The 19,415-nt window shown below is 43.1% G+C and carries 19 protein-coding genes; 11 read left to right on the top strand and 8 right to left on the bottom strand.

Annotated elements, in window-relative coordinates; translation table 11 throughout:
• Positions 1-95: 95 nt before the first annotated feature.
• Together LX64_RS19820 and fmt are read left to right on the top strand one after the other, a co-directional pair.
• Positions 96-1,301, top strand: coding sequence for an exo-beta-N-acetylmuramidase NamZ family protein (locus LX64_RS19820; RefSeq protein WP_111599444.1), 1,206 nt, complete (start codon positions 96-98; stop codon positions 1,299-1,301).
• 39 nt (positions 1,302-1,340) lie between these two features.
• The gene (gene fmt, locus LX64_RS19815; protein WP_245952751.1) at positions 1,341-2,258 is read left to right on the top strand and encodes a methionyl-tRNA formyltransferase; all 918 of its coding nucleotides are present in this window, start codon (positions 1,341-1,343) and stop codon (positions 2,256-2,258) included.
• Between the two features lie 129 nt (positions 2,259-2,387).
• On the opposite strand, the gene LX64_RS19810 is transcribed toward fmt, so the two are convergent.
• The 6 genes from LX64_RS19810 to hemH form a co-directional block, all read right to left on the bottom strand.
• Positions 2,388-3,413 (bottom strand): DPBB and LysM peptidoglycan-binding domain-containing protein, encoded by a 1,026-nt coding sequence (locus LX64_RS19810; RefSeq protein ID WP_148707399.1) that lies wholly within the window; start codon positions 3,411-3,413, stop codon positions 2,388-2,390.
• A gap of 126 nt (positions 3,414-3,539) precedes the next feature.
• A complete protein-coding gene (locus LX64_RS19805) occupies positions 3,540-4,934 on the bottom strand; it encodes a methyltransferase RsmF C-terminal domain-like protein (RefSeq protein ID WP_111599627.1) in 1,395 nt (464 codons plus the stop codon).
• A gap of 48 nt (positions 4,935-4,982) precedes the next feature.
• A complete protein-coding gene (locus LX64_RS19800) occupies positions 4,983-6,392 on the bottom strand; it encodes an NAD(P)(+) transhydrogenase (Re/Si-specific) subunit beta (protein ID WP_111599441.1) in 1,410 nt (469 codons plus the stop codon).
• A gap of 36 nt (positions 6,393-6,428) precedes the next feature.
• Positions 6,429-6,740, bottom strand: coding sequence for an NAD(P) transhydrogenase subunit alpha (locus LX64_RS19795; protein ID WP_111599440.1), 312 nt, complete (start codon positions 6,738-6,740; stop codon positions 6,429-6,431).
• A gap of 51 nt (positions 6,741-6,791) precedes the next feature.
• Entirely contained in the window at positions 6,792-7,925 is a 1,134-nt protein-coding gene (locus tag LX64_RS19790) for a Re/Si-specific NAD(P)(+) transhydrogenase subunit alpha (RefSeq protein ID WP_111599439.1), read from the bottom strand.
• 114 nt (positions 7,926-8,039) lie between these two features.
• Positions 8,040-9,068 (bottom strand): ferrochelatase, encoded by a 1,029-nt coding sequence (hemH, locus tag LX64_RS19785; protein ID WP_111599438.1) that lies wholly within the window; start codon positions 9,066-9,068, stop codon positions 8,040-8,042.
• Positions 9,069-9,299: 231 nt separating this feature from the next.
• Between hemH and hemA the strand changes: the two genes are divergently transcribed.
• The 8 genes from hemA to LX64_RS26085 all read left to right on the top strand — a co-directional run bounded on the left by hemA (position 9,300) and on the right by LX64_RS26085 (position 16,846).
• Positions 9,300-10,553 (top strand): glutamyl-tRNA reductase, encoded by a 1,254-nt coding sequence (gene hemA / locus LX64_RS19780; RefSeq protein ID WP_111599437.1) that lies wholly within the window; start codon positions 9,300-9,302, stop codon positions 10,551-10,553.
• 2 nt (positions 10,554-10,555) lie between these two features.
• Positions 10,556-11,479 carry a hydroxymethylbilane synthase gene (gene hemC / locus LX64_RS19775; protein ID WP_111599436.1) on the top strand — a complete coding sequence of 308 codons (924 nt, stop codon included), beginning with the start codon at positions 10,556-10,558 and terminating at the stop codon, positions 11,477-11,479.
• Complete coding sequence (locus LX64_RS19770; protein ID WP_158538688.1) at positions 11,466-12,194, top strand: uroporphyrinogen-III synthase; 729 nt, start codon at positions 11,466-11,468, stop codon at positions 12,192-12,194. Before hemC ends, LX64_RS19770 begins: the two co-directional genes overlap by 14 nt.
• The gene (hemE, locus tag LX64_RS19765; protein ID WP_111599434.1) at positions 12,191-13,225 is read left to right on the top strand and encodes a uroporphyrinogen decarboxylase; all 1,035 of its coding nucleotides are present in this window, start codon (positions 12,191-12,193) and stop codon (positions 13,223-13,225) included. The genes LX64_RS19770 and hemE overlap by 4 nt, the downstream gene beginning before the upstream one ends.
• Positions 13,226-13,239: 14 nt before the next feature.
• Positions 13,240-14,157 carry an oxygen-dependent coproporphyrinogen oxidase gene (hemF, locus tag LX64_RS19760; protein WP_111599433.1) on the top strand — a complete coding sequence of 306 codons (918 nt, stop codon included), beginning with the start codon at positions 13,240-13,242 and terminating at the stop codon, positions 14,155-14,157.
• A gap of 35 nt (positions 14,158-14,192) precedes the next feature.
• Complete coding sequence (hemB, locus tag LX64_RS19755) at positions 14,193-15,167, top strand: porphobilinogen synthase (RefSeq protein ID WP_245952749.1); 975 nt, start codon at positions 14,193-14,195, stop codon at positions 15,165-15,167.
• A gap of 21 nt (positions 15,168-15,188) precedes the next feature.
• On the top strand, positions 15,189-16,478 hold the full coding sequence (gene hemL / locus LX64_RS19750; RefSeq protein WP_111599431.1) for a glutamate-1-semialdehyde 2,1-aminomutase: 1,290 nt from the start codon (positions 15,189-15,191) through the stop codon (positions 16,476-16,478).
• A gap of 218 nt (positions 16,479-16,696) precedes the next feature.
• Positions 16,697-16,846: a hypothetical protein gene (locus LX64_RS26085; RefSeq protein WP_158538687.1), complete on the top strand. Its 150-nt coding sequence runs from the start codon at positions 16,697-16,699 to the stop codon at positions 16,844-16,846.
• On the opposite strand, the gene LX64_RS19740 is transcribed toward LX64_RS26085, so the two are convergent.
• Together LX64_RS19740 and LX64_RS19735 are read right to left on the bottom strand one after the other, a co-directional pair.
• The gene (locus LX64_RS19740) at positions 16,847-17,581 is read right to left on the bottom strand and encodes a metal-dependent hydrolase (RefSeq protein ID WP_111599429.1); all 735 of its coding nucleotides are present in this window, start codon (positions 17,579-17,581) and stop codon (positions 16,847-16,849) included. It lies immediately after the preceding gene.
• A gap of 143 nt (positions 17,582-17,724) precedes the next feature.
• Positions 17,725-18,543, bottom strand: a complete 819-nt coding sequence (locus LX64_RS19735) for a hypothetical protein (RefSeq protein ID WP_111599428.1) — start codon at positions 18,541-18,543, stop codon at positions 17,725-17,727.
• A 222-nt stretch (positions 18,544-18,765) separates the two neighbouring features.
• On the opposite strand from LX64_RS19735, the gene LX64_RS19730 reads away from it, so the two are divergent.
• Positions 18,766-19,386 (top strand): DUF4142 domain-containing protein, encoded by a 621-nt coding sequence (locus LX64_RS19730; RefSeq protein ID WP_111599427.1) that lies wholly within the window; start codon positions 18,766-18,768, stop codon positions 19,384-19,386.
• Positions 19,387-19,415: the final 29 nt, after the last annotated feature.

Raw genomic sequence — 19,415 nt, 5'->3', positions numbered from 1 at the left:
GCCATCATGGCTAATTAAGCCCCAATTTGCAGTATTTCATTTTACGCTTCCATATACTTCCTTATTTTTACATGTATCAATCAGTTCTATCCAACATGAAGAAGTTAATTGTTTTATTGGTTTTGATGTCACACATCATGATCGCACAAGCGCAGCCACGTGGTAAACGCAGGGAAGTACAAGTAGGCGCCGCGCGGCTACAAGCGTACCTTCCTTTGTTAAAAGGGAAACGTGTAGCCCTATTGGTGAATTATACCGCCACTGTAGGTGAAACCCACCTTGTAGACACCCTCTTGAAACGCGGTGTGAATATTAAGAAAATCTTCAGTCCCGAGCATGGTTTCCGTGGTACGGCCGATGCAGGCGAAAAGGTAGATAATACAAAGGATGCTGCTACAGGTTTGCCTATTGTAAGTTTATACGGCAAGCACCGCAAGGCCGATGCGAATGATTTGAAAGATGTAGATATCATCATTTTCGATATTCAAGATGTAGGCGTACGCTTCTTCACTTATATCAGCAGCTTGCAAGAGCTCATGGAATCTGCAGCACAATATAAGAAGCAAGTGATTGTGTTGGACCGTCCTAACCCGAACGGTATGATTATCGACGGGCCTATTTTAGATACGGCATTTCGTAGTTTTATTGGTATGCAGCCTATTCCTGTGTCGCACGGTATGACGGTAGGTGAATATGCGCGTATGCTGAATGGTGAGAAGATGTTGGCTAAGAAGGCGAAATGTAAATTAACGGTGATTCCTATGCAGTATTACTCGCACGATTACCCGTATTATTTACCATTGAAACCTTCACCAAACTTGCCGAACCAACGTTCAGTAGAGCTATATGCGTCTATTTGCTTCTTTGAAGGAACAGTGTTTAGCTTAGGTCGTGGTACCGATAAGCCCTTCCAAGTATTCGGCCATCCTGCGTTACCGAAGAATCTCTTCTCCTTTACCCCTCGCAGTGTGCCGGGAGCTAAAAACCCGCCATTGTTAGATCAAACTTGTTATGGATTTGATCTTTCAGCCGATACACTCGACATCCGTAAGGAACTAAATGGTAAATTGCGCCTCGAATGGCTCATCACAGCATATAAAATGTACCCGGAGAAAGACAAATTTTTCATACCGTTTTTCAGCAAGTTAGCCGGTAACAACATTTTACAGCAACAAATTGAAAAGGGTATGACGGAAGATGAGATCCGTGCTACCTGGGAACCGGGCTTGAAGAAGTTTAAAGCGATCCGCAAGAAATACGTGTTGTATGCCGACAATATTCTACCTGCGGGCGCCATTTAAGTTGTATTTATCCTTGGTTGTAACACAATAATGAAGAACATGAGAATAGTTTTTATGGGAACACCGGAATTTTCGGTGGCCTCATTAGATGCCTTGGTAAAAAATGGCTATAACGTAGTGGGAGTAGTAACGGCACCGGATAAGCCGGCTGGTCGTGGTTTACAACTGCAACAAAGCGCGGTAAAGGAATATGCCTTGGCCAATAACCTGCATATATTACAACCCGTAAAGCTGAAAGACCCTGCATTTATTGAAGAATTACAGGCGCTGAAAGCTGATTTACAAGTAGTAGTAGCCTTTAGGATGTTGCCAGAAATGGTGTGGAGTATGCCCCCTTTGGGTACTATTAACGTACATGCTTCCTTGTTACCGAATTACCGGGGTGCTGCGCCTATCAACTGGGCCATTATCAATGGTGAAAAAGAATCGGGTGTTACTACCTTTAAACTGCAACATGCTATCGATACCGGGAATATCTTGTTCTCCGATAAAACCGCTATCCGTGATGATGAAACGGCCGGTGAATTGTACGACGATCTCATGCACCGTGGCGCTCAATTATTAATTAAAACGGTAGCAGCATTAGCAGCTGGCAATGTTGAAGAAACACCCCAGTCGCATATTCCCGAGGATCAAATCAAACATGCACCCAAGTTATCCAAAGAAACCGGTCATATCGACTGGGCACAACCCTTGGACAATGTATATAACTTAGTACGTGGATTGAATCCTTACCCTACAGCTTGGACAACCTTGCAAGGCAAAGGTTTGAAAATTTTCAAAGCCACGAAAGAGTTAGCGCCACCAAGCGTGCAGCCCGGTGAATATGTAACCGATGGAAAAACGTTCTTAAAGATGGCGGCAGCAGATGGCTACCTTGTGTTGCAGGAAATTCAATTAGAAGGTAAAAAGAAAATGGATGTAGAAAGCTTCTTACGCGGTATGCGTTTGGCGTAAACTATATGGCAGATACTTGAAAAGGCCGTTTCTACTAGTAGAGGCGGCCTTTTTTATGCATATGGTATAATGAAAATAGGCTGCTACCAGTAAAGGAAGCAGCCTATTGACAATGATATAAAAAAGAAATTAGTTCTGGTCTTCGTAGCTTAACTCGCAGTAGAAGCGTGTTTCATTAGTACCCAATGCCGACATAGCACCATCACTTAATTTAACGATGAGGTTTGCATTTGGTTTCAAAGAAGGAATAACATCTAATACTTTCGCATAGATAAATTTACCGTTCAATGGGTTCGTTACTTTGATAATGGTACCACGAGGAGCGGAATTATGCAACGCGTAATATTTACCGGAATTAGCAACAGCATTGCTTCTGAACCAAGAGCCAGGGCCTTTTTCAGTAGCAGCATTTTTACCTTTAGCCGTTTGCGTTAAGTAAACTTGTTCGAATGTTTCGTTTTCGCCGAGGGCAGTAGCATTTACTTTTTCTACCGTAGTAGTAACTTCTTTCTTCACCGGTTCAGCAGCTTTCGTAGCATCTGCTTTTACCGCTTCTTCTTTCTTCGCTACTTCAGTTTTTGTTTTCTCAACCGCTTTATCAGTAGTAGTGGTAGCCGCTGTTGTTACCTCTTTGGTGGCTTCTTGTGCCGCTTGCTTCGTATCTTGTACCGCTTGTTTTGCAGCCGCAGGAACAGCACCGCCCGGAACTTTCAACCAACCTACAATAAGATAGCTATCGGATTTTACGCCGTCGCCTGAGAAGTTGTTCCAAGTACGAATATTTTCGATAGGCACTTTGCGGTTGTTCACGCTAATGCGGTATAATGTTTCTTTTTCAGCCACGTGGTGGTATACAGGTTTATAACCCGATGCGGCCGTGGTTTTAGCAGTTTGAAGGAAATTGGTCGTGTTTAACGGGATGTTTACATTTTGACCGAGGTTCAAACCTTTATCTAGGGTGATTTTATTGAACGTAGCAATTTCTTTGGGAGAAATACCATAAGCGCGGCCTAGGCTAGACAAAGATTCTCCTTTTTTCACGGTGTGCACCAAGTGAAGATCAGCAGCACTGCCTTGTACGACCAGCGAGTCTTGTGCGGTCGCGGCTGTTGAAAAACAGGCAAACAAAGCAACAAACATTAATGGTTTAAACATAATTTCTACTTCTTTAAAAGACGAATATATGCGTAAATAATGAATTTTTATTTGAAATGGAAGAGCCGCTGTATGCAACAAGCTTATTGACAACCAGGCTGCGTATTGGTTCGGTTTCCTTTCCACTTAAATATTTTCTTTCAAAATCCGCAATTCCTTCGGGTAATAATTATTGATACGGTTCGGTAAAATTTTTGCCCATCCTAAGTTCAGTTCTTCGTATTGCATAAGCGCCCATCCTTTGAGATTGGATTGTACTTGTAGATCGTCTCTCCGCAAATACTTGAGTGCATCCTCTTTACTCAACTGAACAGATGGAATATTGTTGGCTAAGCAGTTGGCCAACGCTAATTGATGCGATGGGATTAGCTCCTTCGCTGTTAACTGTCCTGCGTTGATCCCTGCTTTTTTCAAATATAGATTTTTCTGGATGATCGCAAACTCGTTTGTTAAACTTTGTGGAAAAATAATTACATCCGATTGGTGTTGAATGAAACTCATTTCCGCCCCAGGTTGTAACCATGCTTCCATGCGAGCTGTATCTTGTTTAGAAACGTATGTAAGCGCCGGTTTATTTTTCGCATAATAATCTCCCCCACTTTTTTTACGCAAGCAAGCCATGAATAAGCCTTCGCCTTTCACTTTACCTGGATAGAAACGGTATGCTGCTGCACCTTGTTTTGGGGTAGATGAATGTACAATTCCCCATGCATCTTCGATGGGCACCGGCAAACTTTCCATGTCGAATTCTTCTATCAACCAATCAACAATCGCTTCATCTTCTGCAAAAGAATAAGAACAGGTAGCATAAATTAATACCCCATTCTCTTTTAATGCAGGCAATGCATCGGCTAAAATCCTCTGCTGGCGTTGACTACATAGTACCACGTTATCTTCACTCCACTCTTGAATAGCATTGGGATCTCTTCTGAATAATCCCGAGCCGCTGCAAGGTGCATCTACGACCATTACATCAAAAAAGCCGTCTAACTTGGCGAAATCGCGCGGATCGTTGTTCGTTACCATGGTATTAGCGGTTCCCCACTTGGTGAGGTTATCGGCTAATAGGGCAGCGCGGGTTTTGATCACCTCGTTGGCGACTAATAAGCTTTCTTTATTGATGCAAGATTGTAGTACAGTAGATTTACCTCCCGGGGCAGCACATAAGTCGAGCACCATCAAGCGTTGACTGGTATCTACGGTATGATTAAATGCATGGGCCAAGAACATAGAAGAGGCTTCTTGTACGTAATAAGCACCTGCGTGAAAGTTAGGATCGAATGTGAAGGAAGGGCGTTCCGACAAGTAAAAGGCACCTGGGCACCAAGGAATTGAAGTAGCCTCAATCGGCGCAAACTGGCCTAATACGCGGTTTTGCGCCGATGAGTTTGATATTTTAAAAGGATTGAGTCGAATGGAAGTCACTCTTTCCGGGGAGTTATGCACCGCTATAAACGAGGTTGCATCGTAGCCGGGAAGATTTTGTAAAGAATCGAGTAAAGCAATTGGTAAATCCGCCACTAGTGTCAAAATTTATGGCAAAGTACGAAAAAACCATTTTTCACCTGGTTAAACTTGCTTAATTTCTGTAGCTAGCTGTTGCAATACTTGCTTTGCATCGCCGAATAACATAGATGTTTTGGGTTGAAAGAAAAGTTCGTTTTCGATACCTGCGTAACCGGGTTTCATGCTTCGCTTATTCACAATTACAGCTTTCGCCTTTTCTACTTCTAAGATGGGCATACCGTAAATGGGGCTGCCTGGATCGGTTTTCGCAGCTGGGTTTACTACGTCGTTGGCCCCGAGAATCAGTACCGCATCTGTTGTAGCGAACTCGCTATTAGCTTGTTCCATCTCTAACAATTTATCGTACGATACATCTGCTTCAGCCAGTAATACGTTCATATGGCCGGGCATACGACCAGCTACTGGGTGAATGGCGTATTTCACTTCTACTCCACGTTCTTCTAATAAGCTTTCTAACTCGTGGCATACGTGTTGTGCTTGCGCTACGGCCAATCCATATCCCGGTACAATCATTACTTTATTAGCGTAAGCTAACAATACAGCAGTGTCGTTAATACTAATTTCTTTGTAATTTCCTTGTTGTTGTGCTCCACCTCCAGCACTGCTTCCACTTCCTCCGCCAAATGAACCGATTAATACGTTCTTCAAAGAACGGTTCATGGCTTTACACATAAGTATAGTAAGAATGGTACCGGCAGAGCCCACAAGTATACCACCGGTAAGCATTACCGGGTTATTGTACAAGAAGCCACCACAAGCCGCCGCCACGCCTGTAAAAGAGTTGAGTAACGAAATCACAACGGGCATATCTGCCCCTCCAATCGGTAATACGAACAATATGCCGTACACCAAGGCTAATGCGGTTAACACGTAGAAAAGCGTTGTTTGCAAATTGGGTACAAACTGCCCTACCAATACCGCCGCTATTACTACAATTACGCCTAGTATGAGTAGGTTAAAAATATGCTGACCACTAAAAGATTTGTCTTTGATTTTACCATTTAGTTTTCCCCAAGCGATTATACTACCGGCAAAGGAAACACTCCCAATGATTAGCCCTAACACAATAGTTAACAACATACCTACGGACGCTGCGCCTCCAGCATGCTGCATATGATTAAACTCGATGATAGAAATTAAGCCTGCACATGCACCACCCATACCGTTGAACATGCTCACCATTTCGGGCATGGCGGTCATCTTTACTTTCTTTGCGGCCAGTACACCTACCACGCTGCCTATCACAAGCGCGCTAAAAATCCAGCCGTAATTGTGCAACCTAGTGTCGCCTTCCCTGTATAAAAAGATCGTTCCGAAAACAGCCAAAGCCATACCAGCTGCGGCAACAAGGTTACCTTTGCGAGCTGTGGTAGGTGCACTAAGCATTTTCAAACCGATAATGAATGTAACGGAACCAACAAGGTAAATGATGGATAAAAGGCTGTCTTGCATAAGTTGATTTTAAGTCTAAAATGAATGCCAAGCGATTTACTTCTTCTTTTGTTTGAACATCTCTAACATCCGGTCGGTTACCACGAAACCTCCTACAACATTCAATGTTCCGAGAATAACAGCGAGGAAACCAAGTATGAGTGCTACATAGTTACCGGGTTCTGCTTTTCCCATAACAATAATAGCCCCGATGATAACCACCCCGTGAATGGCATTGGCACCACTCATTAGTGGCGTATGCAATACCGAAGGCACGCGGGAAATCACTTCAATACCCAAGAAAATGGACAGGATGACGATGTAAAAAATATCAATATGCTGTTGAATGAAGGCCCATATTGCTTCCATATAAGTAGGATTTGGATAGAAAATTTGTTATAACGTAGATGATTACACGCTTTACGCGGTTACACCCAAACTTTGTAAAACCCTTTCGTTGGTAACTTGTCCACCATGTGTAATACAAGCCCCTTTCACGATATCGTCTTCAAAATTGAGGGTAAATTGACCGGTTTTATCGATGAGTAATTGTAAGAAATTGTAGACATTCTTCGCATACACCTTGCTGGCATCGGCAGGCATAGAGGAAGGTAATTCAGAGTTGCCAACAATGGTAACATTATTGTACACCACGCTGGTATTGTTTTTCGTTTGGGAAGTATTGCCCCCGGTTGCAGCGGCCAAGTCTATAATTACACTCCCCGGTTTCATGGCTTCCAGCATGCCCGTTGTTACCAAAATAGGTGCAGGTTTGCCCGGGATTTGGGCCGTGGTAATCACAATATCTGCTTTGGCAATAGCTTGGGTTATTTTTGCTTCTTGTTGTTGCTTGTATTCCGAAGTTTGCTCTACAGCGTAGCCGCCTGCTTTTGATGCATCGGCCGCCCCTTCTACTTCTACGAATTTCGCTCCTAAGCTCAGCACTTCTTCTTTAACAGCCGGCCTTGTGTCGAATACTTCTACTACGGCCCCTAGTCTTCGCGCTGTAGCAATGGCTTGCAAACCCGCTACGCCGGCGCCCAAAATAAGCACTTTGGCAGGAGGAATGCTACCGGCAGCAGTCATAAACATAGGAAAATAGCGACTATACGTGTTGGCGGCTAGTAAAACAGCTTTATAACCCGCTATGTTAGCTTGGGAGCTAAGCACGTCCATACTCTGCGCGCGGGTAGTACGCGGAATGCTATCCAAACTGAACACGGTGAAGTTTTTGGCCGCTAGGTCTTGCATAAGCGCGGCTTTGTATAGGGGTTGATAAACACCGATCCACGTTTTTCCGGCGGTTACTTGTTCCCATTCCGGCTTGTCGGGTTGGTGGATCGACAGGAGGATGTCGGCTTCTTGGAGAATCTTTTCACGTGATTGAATAGTGGCACCTGCTTCGAGGTAGGCTTCATCTGTATACCAGGCTTGTTTTCCAGCACCTGCTTCCACCCATACATTCACCTTCAATTGTGCTAATTGTTTAACAACTTCCGGCACCAGTGAAACCCTGTTTTCGTTCAATTTTTCTTTGAGTACGCCCAGGATCATCTGATGGATTTTTTATAATTGAATTTAATTAAAAAACCGGTACCAGGAAGTCGAGCTATTGAGAAATATTCGTCTTCCCGCTACCGGCGCGGTATCCATCAAAATAATTTTTTATTACATACGCTCGCGGCAGAATTGTGCCACGGTGTCTACCCACTGTGGGTGAACATTCACGCAAGGAATCATGGTAAAGGCTTCGCCCCCACTTTCCATGAACTGGTGCTTACCTTCTACTGCAATTTCTTCCAAGGTTTCCAAGCAATCCGATACGAAAGCAGGACAAGCAACGAGTAATTTCTTCACCCCTTGCTTAGGTAAACGCTCGAATTGTTCGGCTGTATAAGGCTTAATCCATTCTTCTCGACCCAAACGCGACTGGAAGGAAATGCCCCATTTGCCAGTAGGTATGTTCAATTTCTTCGCCACCAACTCACTGGTAACCGTTACTTGGTGCTTATAACAACGTGTATGCGCTACCGATACTACATTACAGCAGTTTTGTACTTGCATACAGTGTTTTTTGGTAATATCACCCTTTCTAATATGCCTTTCAGGCACACCATGATAGCTAAATAACAGGTAATCGTAGTCCGATTCCAAGTACGGGCGCATGCTTTCAGCTAATGCATCGATATATGCGGGGTCTTTGTAATACGGGTCGATAATGGAGAGTTTGAAGTCGTATTTATTCTTTACATGCCAGTATTTAGCATATTCCACGGCGGTTTCGTAGCTCGACATGGCATAATGTGGGTACAGGGGCAGTAAAATAACTTCTTTAATATGGGGATTTGCTTTCAATAAGTTATCGTAAGCAGCTGTTGGCGTAGGATTGCCGTAACGCATGGCAATTTCTACAGGTACGTCGATACGTTGTTTCAACGCTGTTTGCAATTGTTTTGTCAGCTCAATCAAAGGTGAGCCTTCTGGCCACCAGATAGATTGGTAGGCTTCTGCGGATTTCGGTGCGCGGTTCGGCACAATAATCCATCCCACTAAAATTTTACGGAACAAATAAGGATAATCGATTACACGACCGTCCATTAAAAATTCGTTTAAATATCTTTTTACATCGGGCACACTAGTAGAATCAGGGGAACCTAGATTCATGAGAACGATTCCAATATCAGCTTTTGCTTCCATACCAATTTTTGAGTTGCTGCAAAGTTACATGCAAATTTGCCGCAACGGGAGGGCTTTTATGTCATATAATTGTTAGAATGATGAGTTGTACACAGATCGGCTAAAACTGATGAAAATCATTTTTCCTTGTTGCATTTTACCATCTGTAGAAATGACATAGGAATGACAGCCTCCTGCCATGTATATGACCTCTACACCTGTATTTTTGCACCCGGAAGCTTATTAACAATCATGCAGGTCAACCAGCCTAAGAACATATCGAATTTTCATATTGTTGGAATCAACTATAAGAAAACAGATGCCGCTATACGCAGTTCTTTTGCCATTAACCAGGCGCAGTATACTGCCATCCTGGACGAAGGCAAACAAACTCAGTTAGACGATCTGTTTATACTTTCTACTTGTAACAGAACGGAAGTATATGGTTTCGCCGATACACCGGGTCAATTCATTGAATTGATCGACAAGCACACTTGTGGTAATATCGAGTTATTTCAACAACTAGCCTACGTAAAGTCGGGCGAGGAAGCTGTGCGCCACTTATATCATGTGGGTACAGGTCTCGATTCGCAAATACTAGGCGATTATGAAATTGTAGGGCAGATAAAGAATGCTGCCAAATTTGCAAAGTCACAAGGATGCGTAGGCACCTTTACCGAGCGATTAGTGAATAGTGTGTTACAAGTGTCGAAGCTTATTAAGAACGAAACTGCCTTAAGTGCAGGTACCGTTTCCGTGGCTTTTGCAGCTGTTCGACTTTTACAAAGCAAGGTATGTGATATCGCTAATAAGAAAATTGTATTGCTAGGTGTAGGGAAAATTGGACGGAATACTTGTAAGAATATGATGCAGTATCTCGGAACCAAGAACATTACACTTATTAACCGTACAATTAGCGTTGCAGAAGAGTTTGCGAATTGTAACGGTTTACAATGTGCGCCCATCGAAAATTTAGGTCAAACATTACATGATGCCGATATCGTATTGGTAGCGACAAACGCGCCGCATCCAACGATTACCCGCAGTATGTTAGAACATGCAGGACCTAAACTGATTGTGGATCTTTCCATCCCTTTCAACGTGGCCACCGATGTAAAAGAACTGTCTCATATAGAAGTAGTGAACGTGGATGAGCTGTCGAAAGTGCAAGATGAAACCTTGCAAATGCGCCAGCACGAAGTGCCAAAAGCATTGGAAATCATTGGCGAGCATATGGACGAGTTTTTATACTGGAACAAAATGCGCAAACACGCCGTGGTATTGAAAGCTGTAAAAGATAAATTAACAGAAATTCATACCCGCGAAATACTTCAACAAAAGAATGGCGCCGAGTATAAATTAGAAGACATGGAAGCTGTTTCTTCCCGTATCATCCAAAAAATGATCAACCTCATGGCCGGTACCGTGCGGAAAGAAACGGAGAAAAGTGATTTATATATCTCCATGATCAACGACATTTTCGATACCGGCGTTAACCAAGAATAGTCATGCAAAAATTGATTAGAATAGGCACTAGGGAAAGTCAACTTGCCCTTTGGCAAGCTAACACCGTAAAGGATTTGCTCATAGCACAAGGTTATGCAGTTGAATTGGTGCCGATTAAAAGTGATGGTGACATCGACCTGGTGACACCTTTATACGAAATTGGGGTACAAGGTATTTTTACCAAAAGCCTCGACATTGCTCTTTTAGCGGGTAAAATTGACATCGCTGTACATTCCATGAAAGATGTACCTACGCAACTACCCAACGGCATTGTACAAGCTGCCGTATTGGAGCGTGGCCCTGTAAAGGATTTACTCGTTTACAAAAACAACACCGACTTTTTACAAACTCCGCAATATATCGCCAACATTGCCACCAGCAGTATTCGTCGTAAAGCCCAGTGGCTTCGTCGTTTCCCGCTGCACCAAATGCATAATTTGCGTGGCAACGTGAATACACGCCTTCAGAAATTAGCCGATGAAAATTGGGATGCTGCTATCTTCGCTACGGCGGGTTTAGAACGTATTAATGTTCGCCCGGAAAATTCAGTGGAATTGGATTGGATGTTACCGGCCCCTGCGCAAGGAGCGATTGTAGTGGTTTGTATGGATCACGACGATGAAGTAAAACAAGCTTGCACGCCGTTAAACCACCTTGCAACAGCCTTGTGTACACGCATCGAACGCGACTTTTTACGTGCATTAATGGGTGGTTGTACAACCCCCATCAGCGCATATGCACAAATCATCGACGATCAACTCCACTTCGAAGGTAGCCTTTGTAGCCTCGACGGTACTAAATCCCTCGAAGTAGAAAAACGTGTACCATTAGCAGCAGCCGCTTCCGTAGGCATCGATGCAGCACAAGAAATCATCGATATGGGCGGCGACGACATTATCACAGCCATCAAAAATGCAAAGCAATAGTTTCAGCATACTCAGCACAAAACCATTGCCGCTCGCACTGGTTGCGAACGCGGAAGCGGAAGGTATGCATATCGATTGCGTTCCATTTATTGATATAGAAGCCGTTATAGATCCCAAACTGCAAGAACGTATAGCAGTATTGGCGACCGAACCGGCTACCGTAGCTTTTACAAGCGCCAACGCCGTAAAAGCTTTGTATGAAGAATATTTACAGCCTTTGGGCTTATCGCCACGCTGGCAAGTGCATTGCTTGCAAGTAGGCACACAACAAGCTGTAACGGAATTATTGCCGGGTTGTAACATTATCACCACCGCGCCAACAGGCGAAGAACTAGCCAACAACATGTTAACCGTTCCCGGTTTACAACAAGTGGCTTTCTTTTGCGGCAACATTAGGCGGAAAGAGCTTCCCACGATTCTTCGGAGTAACGGGATTGCATTGGAAGAACTGGTGATTTACAATAACAATGCTACACCACAAACAATCGACAGTAGCAAATACCAGGGCATATTATTCTATAGTCCTAGCGCTGTAAAAAGCTTCTTCAGCACAAACAATATCAACAACACAATAGCCTGTGTAGCCATTGGCCACACTACAGCTAACGCCATACAAGAATTTACAACTAACACTGTGCTTATCGCCGAAGAACCTTCGGCCGGTAAGATGATCGAAACTATCTTCAATTTCTTAAAAAACAATAGAGAAGCATGAGCGCACTTAAAAATGATTTATTGCTAAGAGCTTTAACCGGCCAACAAACTGAACGTGTACCGGTATGGATGATGCGACAAGCGGGCCGTTTCTTACCTGATTACATCAAATTGCGCGATAAATACTCCTTCTTCGAACGCTGTCAAACGCCAGCATTGGCAACTGAAATTACAGTAATGCCGGTAGACCAAGTAGGTGTTGATGCTGCTATTATTTTCTCTGACATCTTGGTGGTTCCACAAGCCATGGGCCTCGAAGTACAATTGGTAGAAAAAATCGGTCCTATTCTTCCAGATCCAATTAAAACAATCGAAGACTTAAAACGTGTGAAAGTACCCGATGTAAACGAAACATTACAATATGTATTCGATGCATTGAAACTCACGAAACAAACATTGGATGGCCGCGTTCCATTAATCGGTTTCGCCGGTGCTCCGTGGACTTTACTTTGCTACATGGTACAAGGTAAAGGCTCTAAAACATTTGATGGTGCAAAAGCATTCTGTTTCCAACAACCTGCAGTGGCACACCAATTGTTGCAAATGATTACTGATACCACCATCGCGTACCTCAAAGAACAAATCAAAGCAGGTGCCGATTGCGTTCAAATATTCGATTCTTGGGGTGGTTTATTAAGCCCAGAAGATTTCAAAACATTCTCTCTCCCGTACATCGACCAAATCGTGAAAGCGGTGAAAGAATTTGCACCGGTAATTGTATTTGCAAAAGGAGCTTGGTTTGCTTTACCAGAAATGGCAGCAACAGGCGCTTCAGGTTTGGGTGTAGATTGGTGCTGCACACCACAGTTAGCACGTCAATTTGCAGGTAACAACGTTACATTACAAGGTAACTTCGACCCAGCGAAATTATTATCACCCATTCCTGTTATTAAAGATGCGGTGAAACAAATGATTGATGGCTTCGGCACACAACGTTATATTGCTAACTTGGGTCATGGTATTTTACCAAACGTGCCAGTAGATCATGCGAAAGCGTTCATCGAAACAGTAAAAGAATATTCAGCTAAATAATTTCACCCTTAGCCATGCAAGTAAAAGATCAATTTGTAGCCTTTATTCACCGTTTACAAGACGAAATTTGTGCCGGCCTCGAGCAAATCGATGGCAAGGCTAAGTTCCGTGAAGATAAATGGGAACGTGAAGGCGGCGGGGGCGGAAAAAGCCGTGTCATTAGCGGTGGCAACGTTTTCGAAAAAGGTGGTGTAAATACATCTATCGTGCACGGTAAATTACCGCTAACAATGGCGCAACAATTCGGTGTACAAACTGATGCGAATTTCTTCGCTTGCGGTATTTCACTTGTTATTCACCCGCTGAATCCATTTGTACCTACTGTACATGCTAACTTCCGTTATTTCGAATTATACGATATGGAAGGAAAGCAAGTAGATGCTTGGTTCGGTGGTGGCGCAGATCTTACGCCTTATTACTTAGACGAAGCTGATGGAAAACATTTCCATGCTACTTTTAAAGCAGCATGCGATCAATTTGGCGCGGAATATTATCCCAAGTTCAAGCAACATTGCGATGAGTATTTCGTGAACAAACATAGGAACAACGAGGCGCGAGGTATTGGTGGTATTTTCTACGATTACCAACGCGCTACAGCAACCCGTTCAGCAGAAGATCTCCTCGCCTTCTCTATTGCCAATGGTGAAGCATTTCTCGCTGCTTATTTGCCTATTGTTGAAAAAACAAAAGATAAGGCTTATACCGACAAGCACGTGCAATGGCAGTATTACAGGAGAGGTCGTTACGTTGAGTTCAACTTAATCCACGATCGTGGTACTTTGTTCGGGCTTAAAACTAACGGCAGAACGGAATCAATATTAATGAGTTTACCACCCATGGCACGCTGGGAATATGATTATCATACCATCCCTGGCAGCGCGGAAGCACAATTGGAAGAGTTTTTAAAACCGCGTGATTGGGTGAACGCATAACAATTATTTTATTCATTTTTTAAAATTGATGAGCGATGATGATTAGAAGAAATAGGATTTTAAGAACAACTCCTGCTATTCGAGCAATGGTGGCTGAAACGATTTTAACGCCATCTAACTTTATTGCCCCTCTATTTGTTGTAGAAGGCACACAAGTAAAGGAAGAAATTAGCTCGATGCCTGGTTATTACAGGTATTCGCTCGACCTACTCGTTCCTGAAGCGAAAGAGCTGTGGTCGCTCGGCATTAAAAGCGTGTTGTTGTTCATTAAATGTGAAGACAATTTAAAAGATAATAAAGGAACGGAAGCAGTAAACCCGAACGGCTTAATGCAACGTGCTATTAAAACAATCAAAAACGCCATTCCTGAAATGGTTGTTATGACCGACGTAGCATTAGATCCATTCTCTGAATTTGGTCATGACGGTATCGTAGAAGGCACAGAAATTGTGAATGATGCTACGGTAGAAGTATTGGCAAGAATGAGTTTGAGCCATGCAGAAGCAGGTGCCGATTTTGTGGCGCCGAGCGATATGATGGATGGTAGAATCCTGGCGATCCGCGAAGCATTGGAAGAAAACAACTTCACGAAAGTGGGTATTATGGCATATAGCGCGAAATACGCTTCTTGCTTCTATGGTCCTTTCCGCGATGCATTGGATTCTGCACCAGGCTTTGGTGATAAAAAAACATACCAAATGGATTACGCGAATAGCCTTGAAGCAATCCGCGAAACAATGATGGATATTGAAGAAGGTGCAGATATTGTGATGGTGAAACCGGCGATGGCTTACTTAGATATTATCAAATTGTTGAAAGATAACGTAACCGTTCCTATCAGTGCTTACCACGTAAGCGGTGAATACGCGATGGTGAAAGCTGCCGCTAAAATGGGTTGGTTAAACGAAGAAAAAACAATCATAGAAAGCCTTACAAGTATTCGCCGTGCAGGTGCATCACTCATCGCTACTTACTTTGCGAAAGATGCAGCTAAATTGATCCACGGTTAATCATTCATAAAAAGAAAGAACATGTTCACAAACAGCCAAACACTATTCGACAAGGCCCGCCAGTTTATACCTGGTGGCGTAAACTCCCCCGTGCGCGCATTCAAAAGCGTAGGCGGCACGCCAATTTTCATGCAATCGGCTAAAGGAGCTTATATGTACGATGTGGACGGTAATAGGTATATCGATTACATCAACTCTTGGGGCCCTATGGTGCTCGGCCATGCCTACGAACCAGTAGTAAAAGCCATCCAAGAATACGCTACCTACTCCACTTCTTTCGGTGCGCCGACAGAATTAGAAATCAAAGTAGCAGAATTGATCGTTAGCATGGTGCCTAACATCGAGATGGTGCGCATGGTAAACTCCGGTACCGAAGCATGTATGAGCGCCCTGCGCTTAGCACGTGGCTATACCGGCAGAAATAAATTCATCAAATTCGAAGGTTGTTACCACGGTCATGCCGATTCGTTCTTAGTAAGTGCCGGTAGCGGTGTTGCTACGTTAGGTATTCAAACAGTACCAGGTGTTACGGCATCTGTTGCAGATGATACACTTACAGCGCCTTACAACAACTTGTTGGCTGTAGAGCAATTGGTAGCCGATAATAAAGATCAAATTGCAGCGATTATTATTGAACCCGTAGCGGGCAATATGGGCTGTATTTTACCTCAACCAGGCTTCTTAGAAGGCTTGCGTAAAATCTGTGATGAGAACGGTATTGTTTTCATTTTGGACGAGGTAATGACAGGCTTCCGTTTAGCGAAAGGTGGTGCACAGGAGTTATTGAACATTAAAGCCGACTTGGTTACTTTCGGTAAAATCATTGGTGGCGGTATGCCAGTAGGTGCTTTCGCCGGTAAGAAAGAAATCATGGAGCACATTGCGCCGGCAGGTAAGGTTTACCAAGCTGGTACATTAAGCGGTAACCCTATTGCAATGATCGCCGGTTATACAATGTTAAAAACATTGAACGACCATCCACAGATCTACACCCAATTAGAAGAAAAAACAAACCAACTCGTAACCGGCCTAAAAGAAGCATTAGGCGCAGCCGGCGTTGTACACCGCATCAATCAAATGAGTTCTATGATGAGTGTTCACTTTACTGAATACCCTATCACCGATTTCTCATCTGCTTCTAGCGCTAACAACGAATTGTTCAAACGTTTCTTCCATGCAATGCTAGAACGTGGCGTGTATTTACCACCATCTGCTTTCGAAACTTGGTTCGTAAGCAACGCCATTACAACAGAAGATATTGAAGCCACCATTTCTGCTGCTAAAGCATCGATGGTTGCGATTCAACAATAAAGAAGTTAACATATCAAATCTAGTGCTGATTGGTAAAGGGAAAGTCCTACAAGACTTTCCCTTTTTGTTTGCCATTATTAAAAAAACCATGCAATTCTTGCATGGTTTTTTTAATATCTTTTACTATGCCAATTATGCAAACGCACTAGTAGCAAGTACTTCAATTGGTTTTAATAGTCCCGGCATTTTATTGGTGTATGAAACATAAACCAAGTGTTATGAATATCCATCAAAACAAACGTAAACTTTATAAACATGTACATCAACCAGTGAACCGCCGGGGTAATTACCTTATGTATTACTTGCTGGTAGGTACATTTGTAGCATCGTTGTTGGTGCAAATTGTGGCAAAGTATTGTGCACAATAATTATAGAGCCGTCACATCAATCTCCCATTCGTCGCCGGGTTGCATCACGTGTACTTGTAGACCTTGAATATTTTTCGTGAGTTCGATGAATTTCCCCGGTGTACCTGTAAAGTAAGGCATGGTACCGTAATGGAATGGAATCACATGTTTTACGTTCATAATACGCGTAGCGTGTGCTGCTTCTAGCGGGCCCATGGTAAAGCGGTCGCCTATTGGCAACGCGGCGATTTGGAATTGGTAGATGTCATGAATTAACTTCATATCGCCAAACACGCATGTATCGCCTGCGAAGTAAATACTTACCCCGTCCGAGCATTTTACGATAAACCCTACCGGGTGATGCTCGTACCCAATTTGCTCTTCCGTAATATTAATTTGAGATACGTGGAATGCATTTACCATAGTGATAGTCATTTCCATGTATTCAAATGATCCTCCTAAGTTGAGCATTTCGAATTGCGAAGCCGGTACACCTTCTTCGAGTAGGCGAAAACGTACGATAGGGTGGGCAATAATGGTGCTATTGTACTTTTTTGCAATGGCGGGGAGATTTACATCTTTGTGGTCGCGGTGACCGTGGGTAACAAGAATGAGATCCATTGCTGCCGGGTTCTTGAGCGCTTCCGGTATTACAGGGTTGTTGGTAAACCATGGATCAATATAAACGCTTTTCCCACCTGGTGTGGTGATCTTAAAAGAGGCATGTCCTAGAAATTGTACCTTCGTTTTTTGCATAACGCAGCTGATTTTTATAGTGAAAGAAGGCCATGATAAAGCCCTTCCCTATAAAATTCGGGAAAAATGAGGATACAGGAACTTAAAATTTACAAGTACGATTTTAATTAATATTTGTATCAATATTTGATACATTCACTAACCTAAAAAGTAGGCGGTGGTAACTTCACTGGTCCATTTACCCAGTAATAACCTTTTTGTTGGTTGAAGGTAAGAGAAGTAGAGCCTTTGCTAGTATTGATATAGATAGCGGAGAATTGATTCCGATGACGCCAAGCGAAAAATATACTGCCGAAAGTTACATCGGGTAAATCGATATAATCGAGATGTACATCCCTCATTTTACCAATTTTAAAGCCTTTACAACTGCCTTTGTAGTATTCATTGCTCTTAACCAGCTCATTCCCATGTGCATCGAATTGATAGAAGAATTCCGCCCCGTAAACGGCTAAATCACCGGGCTGTATAGCAGGTAATAACCAAACTGAAATGGTACTATCGGCATTACGGCGAAGGAATTTATTGAAACGAATGTAAGATTTCCCCAGTTGCTTACCGGCATGGTCATAAGCCGCATTAATACTCTTACTGAAAGATACAAGCATAGCTGAATCGGGCGATGCACATACTACATCAATATTCCCATCTTCATCTTGCACATAATGTTGCGCTAAGTTGTATTTCCCTTCTTTAAACCTGCCGAAGGCTGCATGCCACAGGCTGTCGACATCCTTGTAAACAAACCATTCGCGGCCAATTTTCTCGGCCTCCGTATTCGATAACGAGCCTGCTAGGTTTCCCATCTGCCACGCAATATCGTCGTATACACAAAGCCATTGCGCATTATCCACCATTTTATCAAATATGGAAGGCTCGCCCGGTTTAGCACTCATCGAGCGCCGGGTTTGGGCATTCGCTGCACATACGCATAGAATGAACAGGATGGTAAATAGCTGTTTCATAGGCACAAACGGGTTCTAAGCTGGTTTTCAAGGCAAATATATTAAATATTCTAATATTAATATATAATATAATCTGAAACACGATCATAGCCCCACTCCTACAGGTTGGGCAATCAATTCCCCAATGCTCCATCACCTCGTTTTTCCCCATGTACCGATCTAGCAAGGCTTTCCATCGTATGGCACAAAATTTTGAGTGTTCTTAGTAAAAAATCGATACAAATGAAAAAACTATCCATCAACAAGTTCGGCGGCTTGGCTATTATCAGCACTTGTATCGCCCTTTTTACAGCAGCATGTAATAACAACACCAACACTTCTACAACAGATAGCTTGAACAATGTGTCCGACACTGCTACAGCCTTAACGGAAGGTGATGCAAAAGACATTAACAAGGATAAGTTCTCTGGCGACTCGCTTAAACCAGATGCGAAAGCGGTTGTAACTGCTTTTACTAGCGGCATGGAAGAAATTGCTATGTCGGAAGCAGCTACTAGTCGTTCTACAAACGCAGAAGTGAAGAAATTCGCGGAAACAATGATTACCGCGCACAAGAAATTAAATGAAGAAATGGCTGCATTGGCTGCTAGCAAAGGTATTACCTTGCCTGCTGCACTAGATGAAGGTCAACAAAAAGATGTAGCGAATTTAACAGCTGAATCTAATTTCGATAAAGAATATATCGATAAAGCAGTTGCTGCCCATAAAGATGCGGTGAAATTATTCGACGATCAATCGAAAGATGCCAATGATCCGGATATCAAAGCGGCTTTTGCTAAGAATTTGGCAGAAATCCGTCACCATTTAGAAATGGCTGAAAAACTGCAAAAGAAAATTAAATAAACGTCTTTAGACTATATTACTATCTATTG

The organism is Chitinophaga skermanii (assembly GCF_003259335.1).
Classification (GTDB): Bacteria; Bacteroidota; Bacteroidia; order Chitinophagales; family Chitinophagaceae; genus Chitinophaga; species Chitinophaga skermanii.
This window is presented reverse-complemented; position numbering and strand designations above follow the sequence as displayed.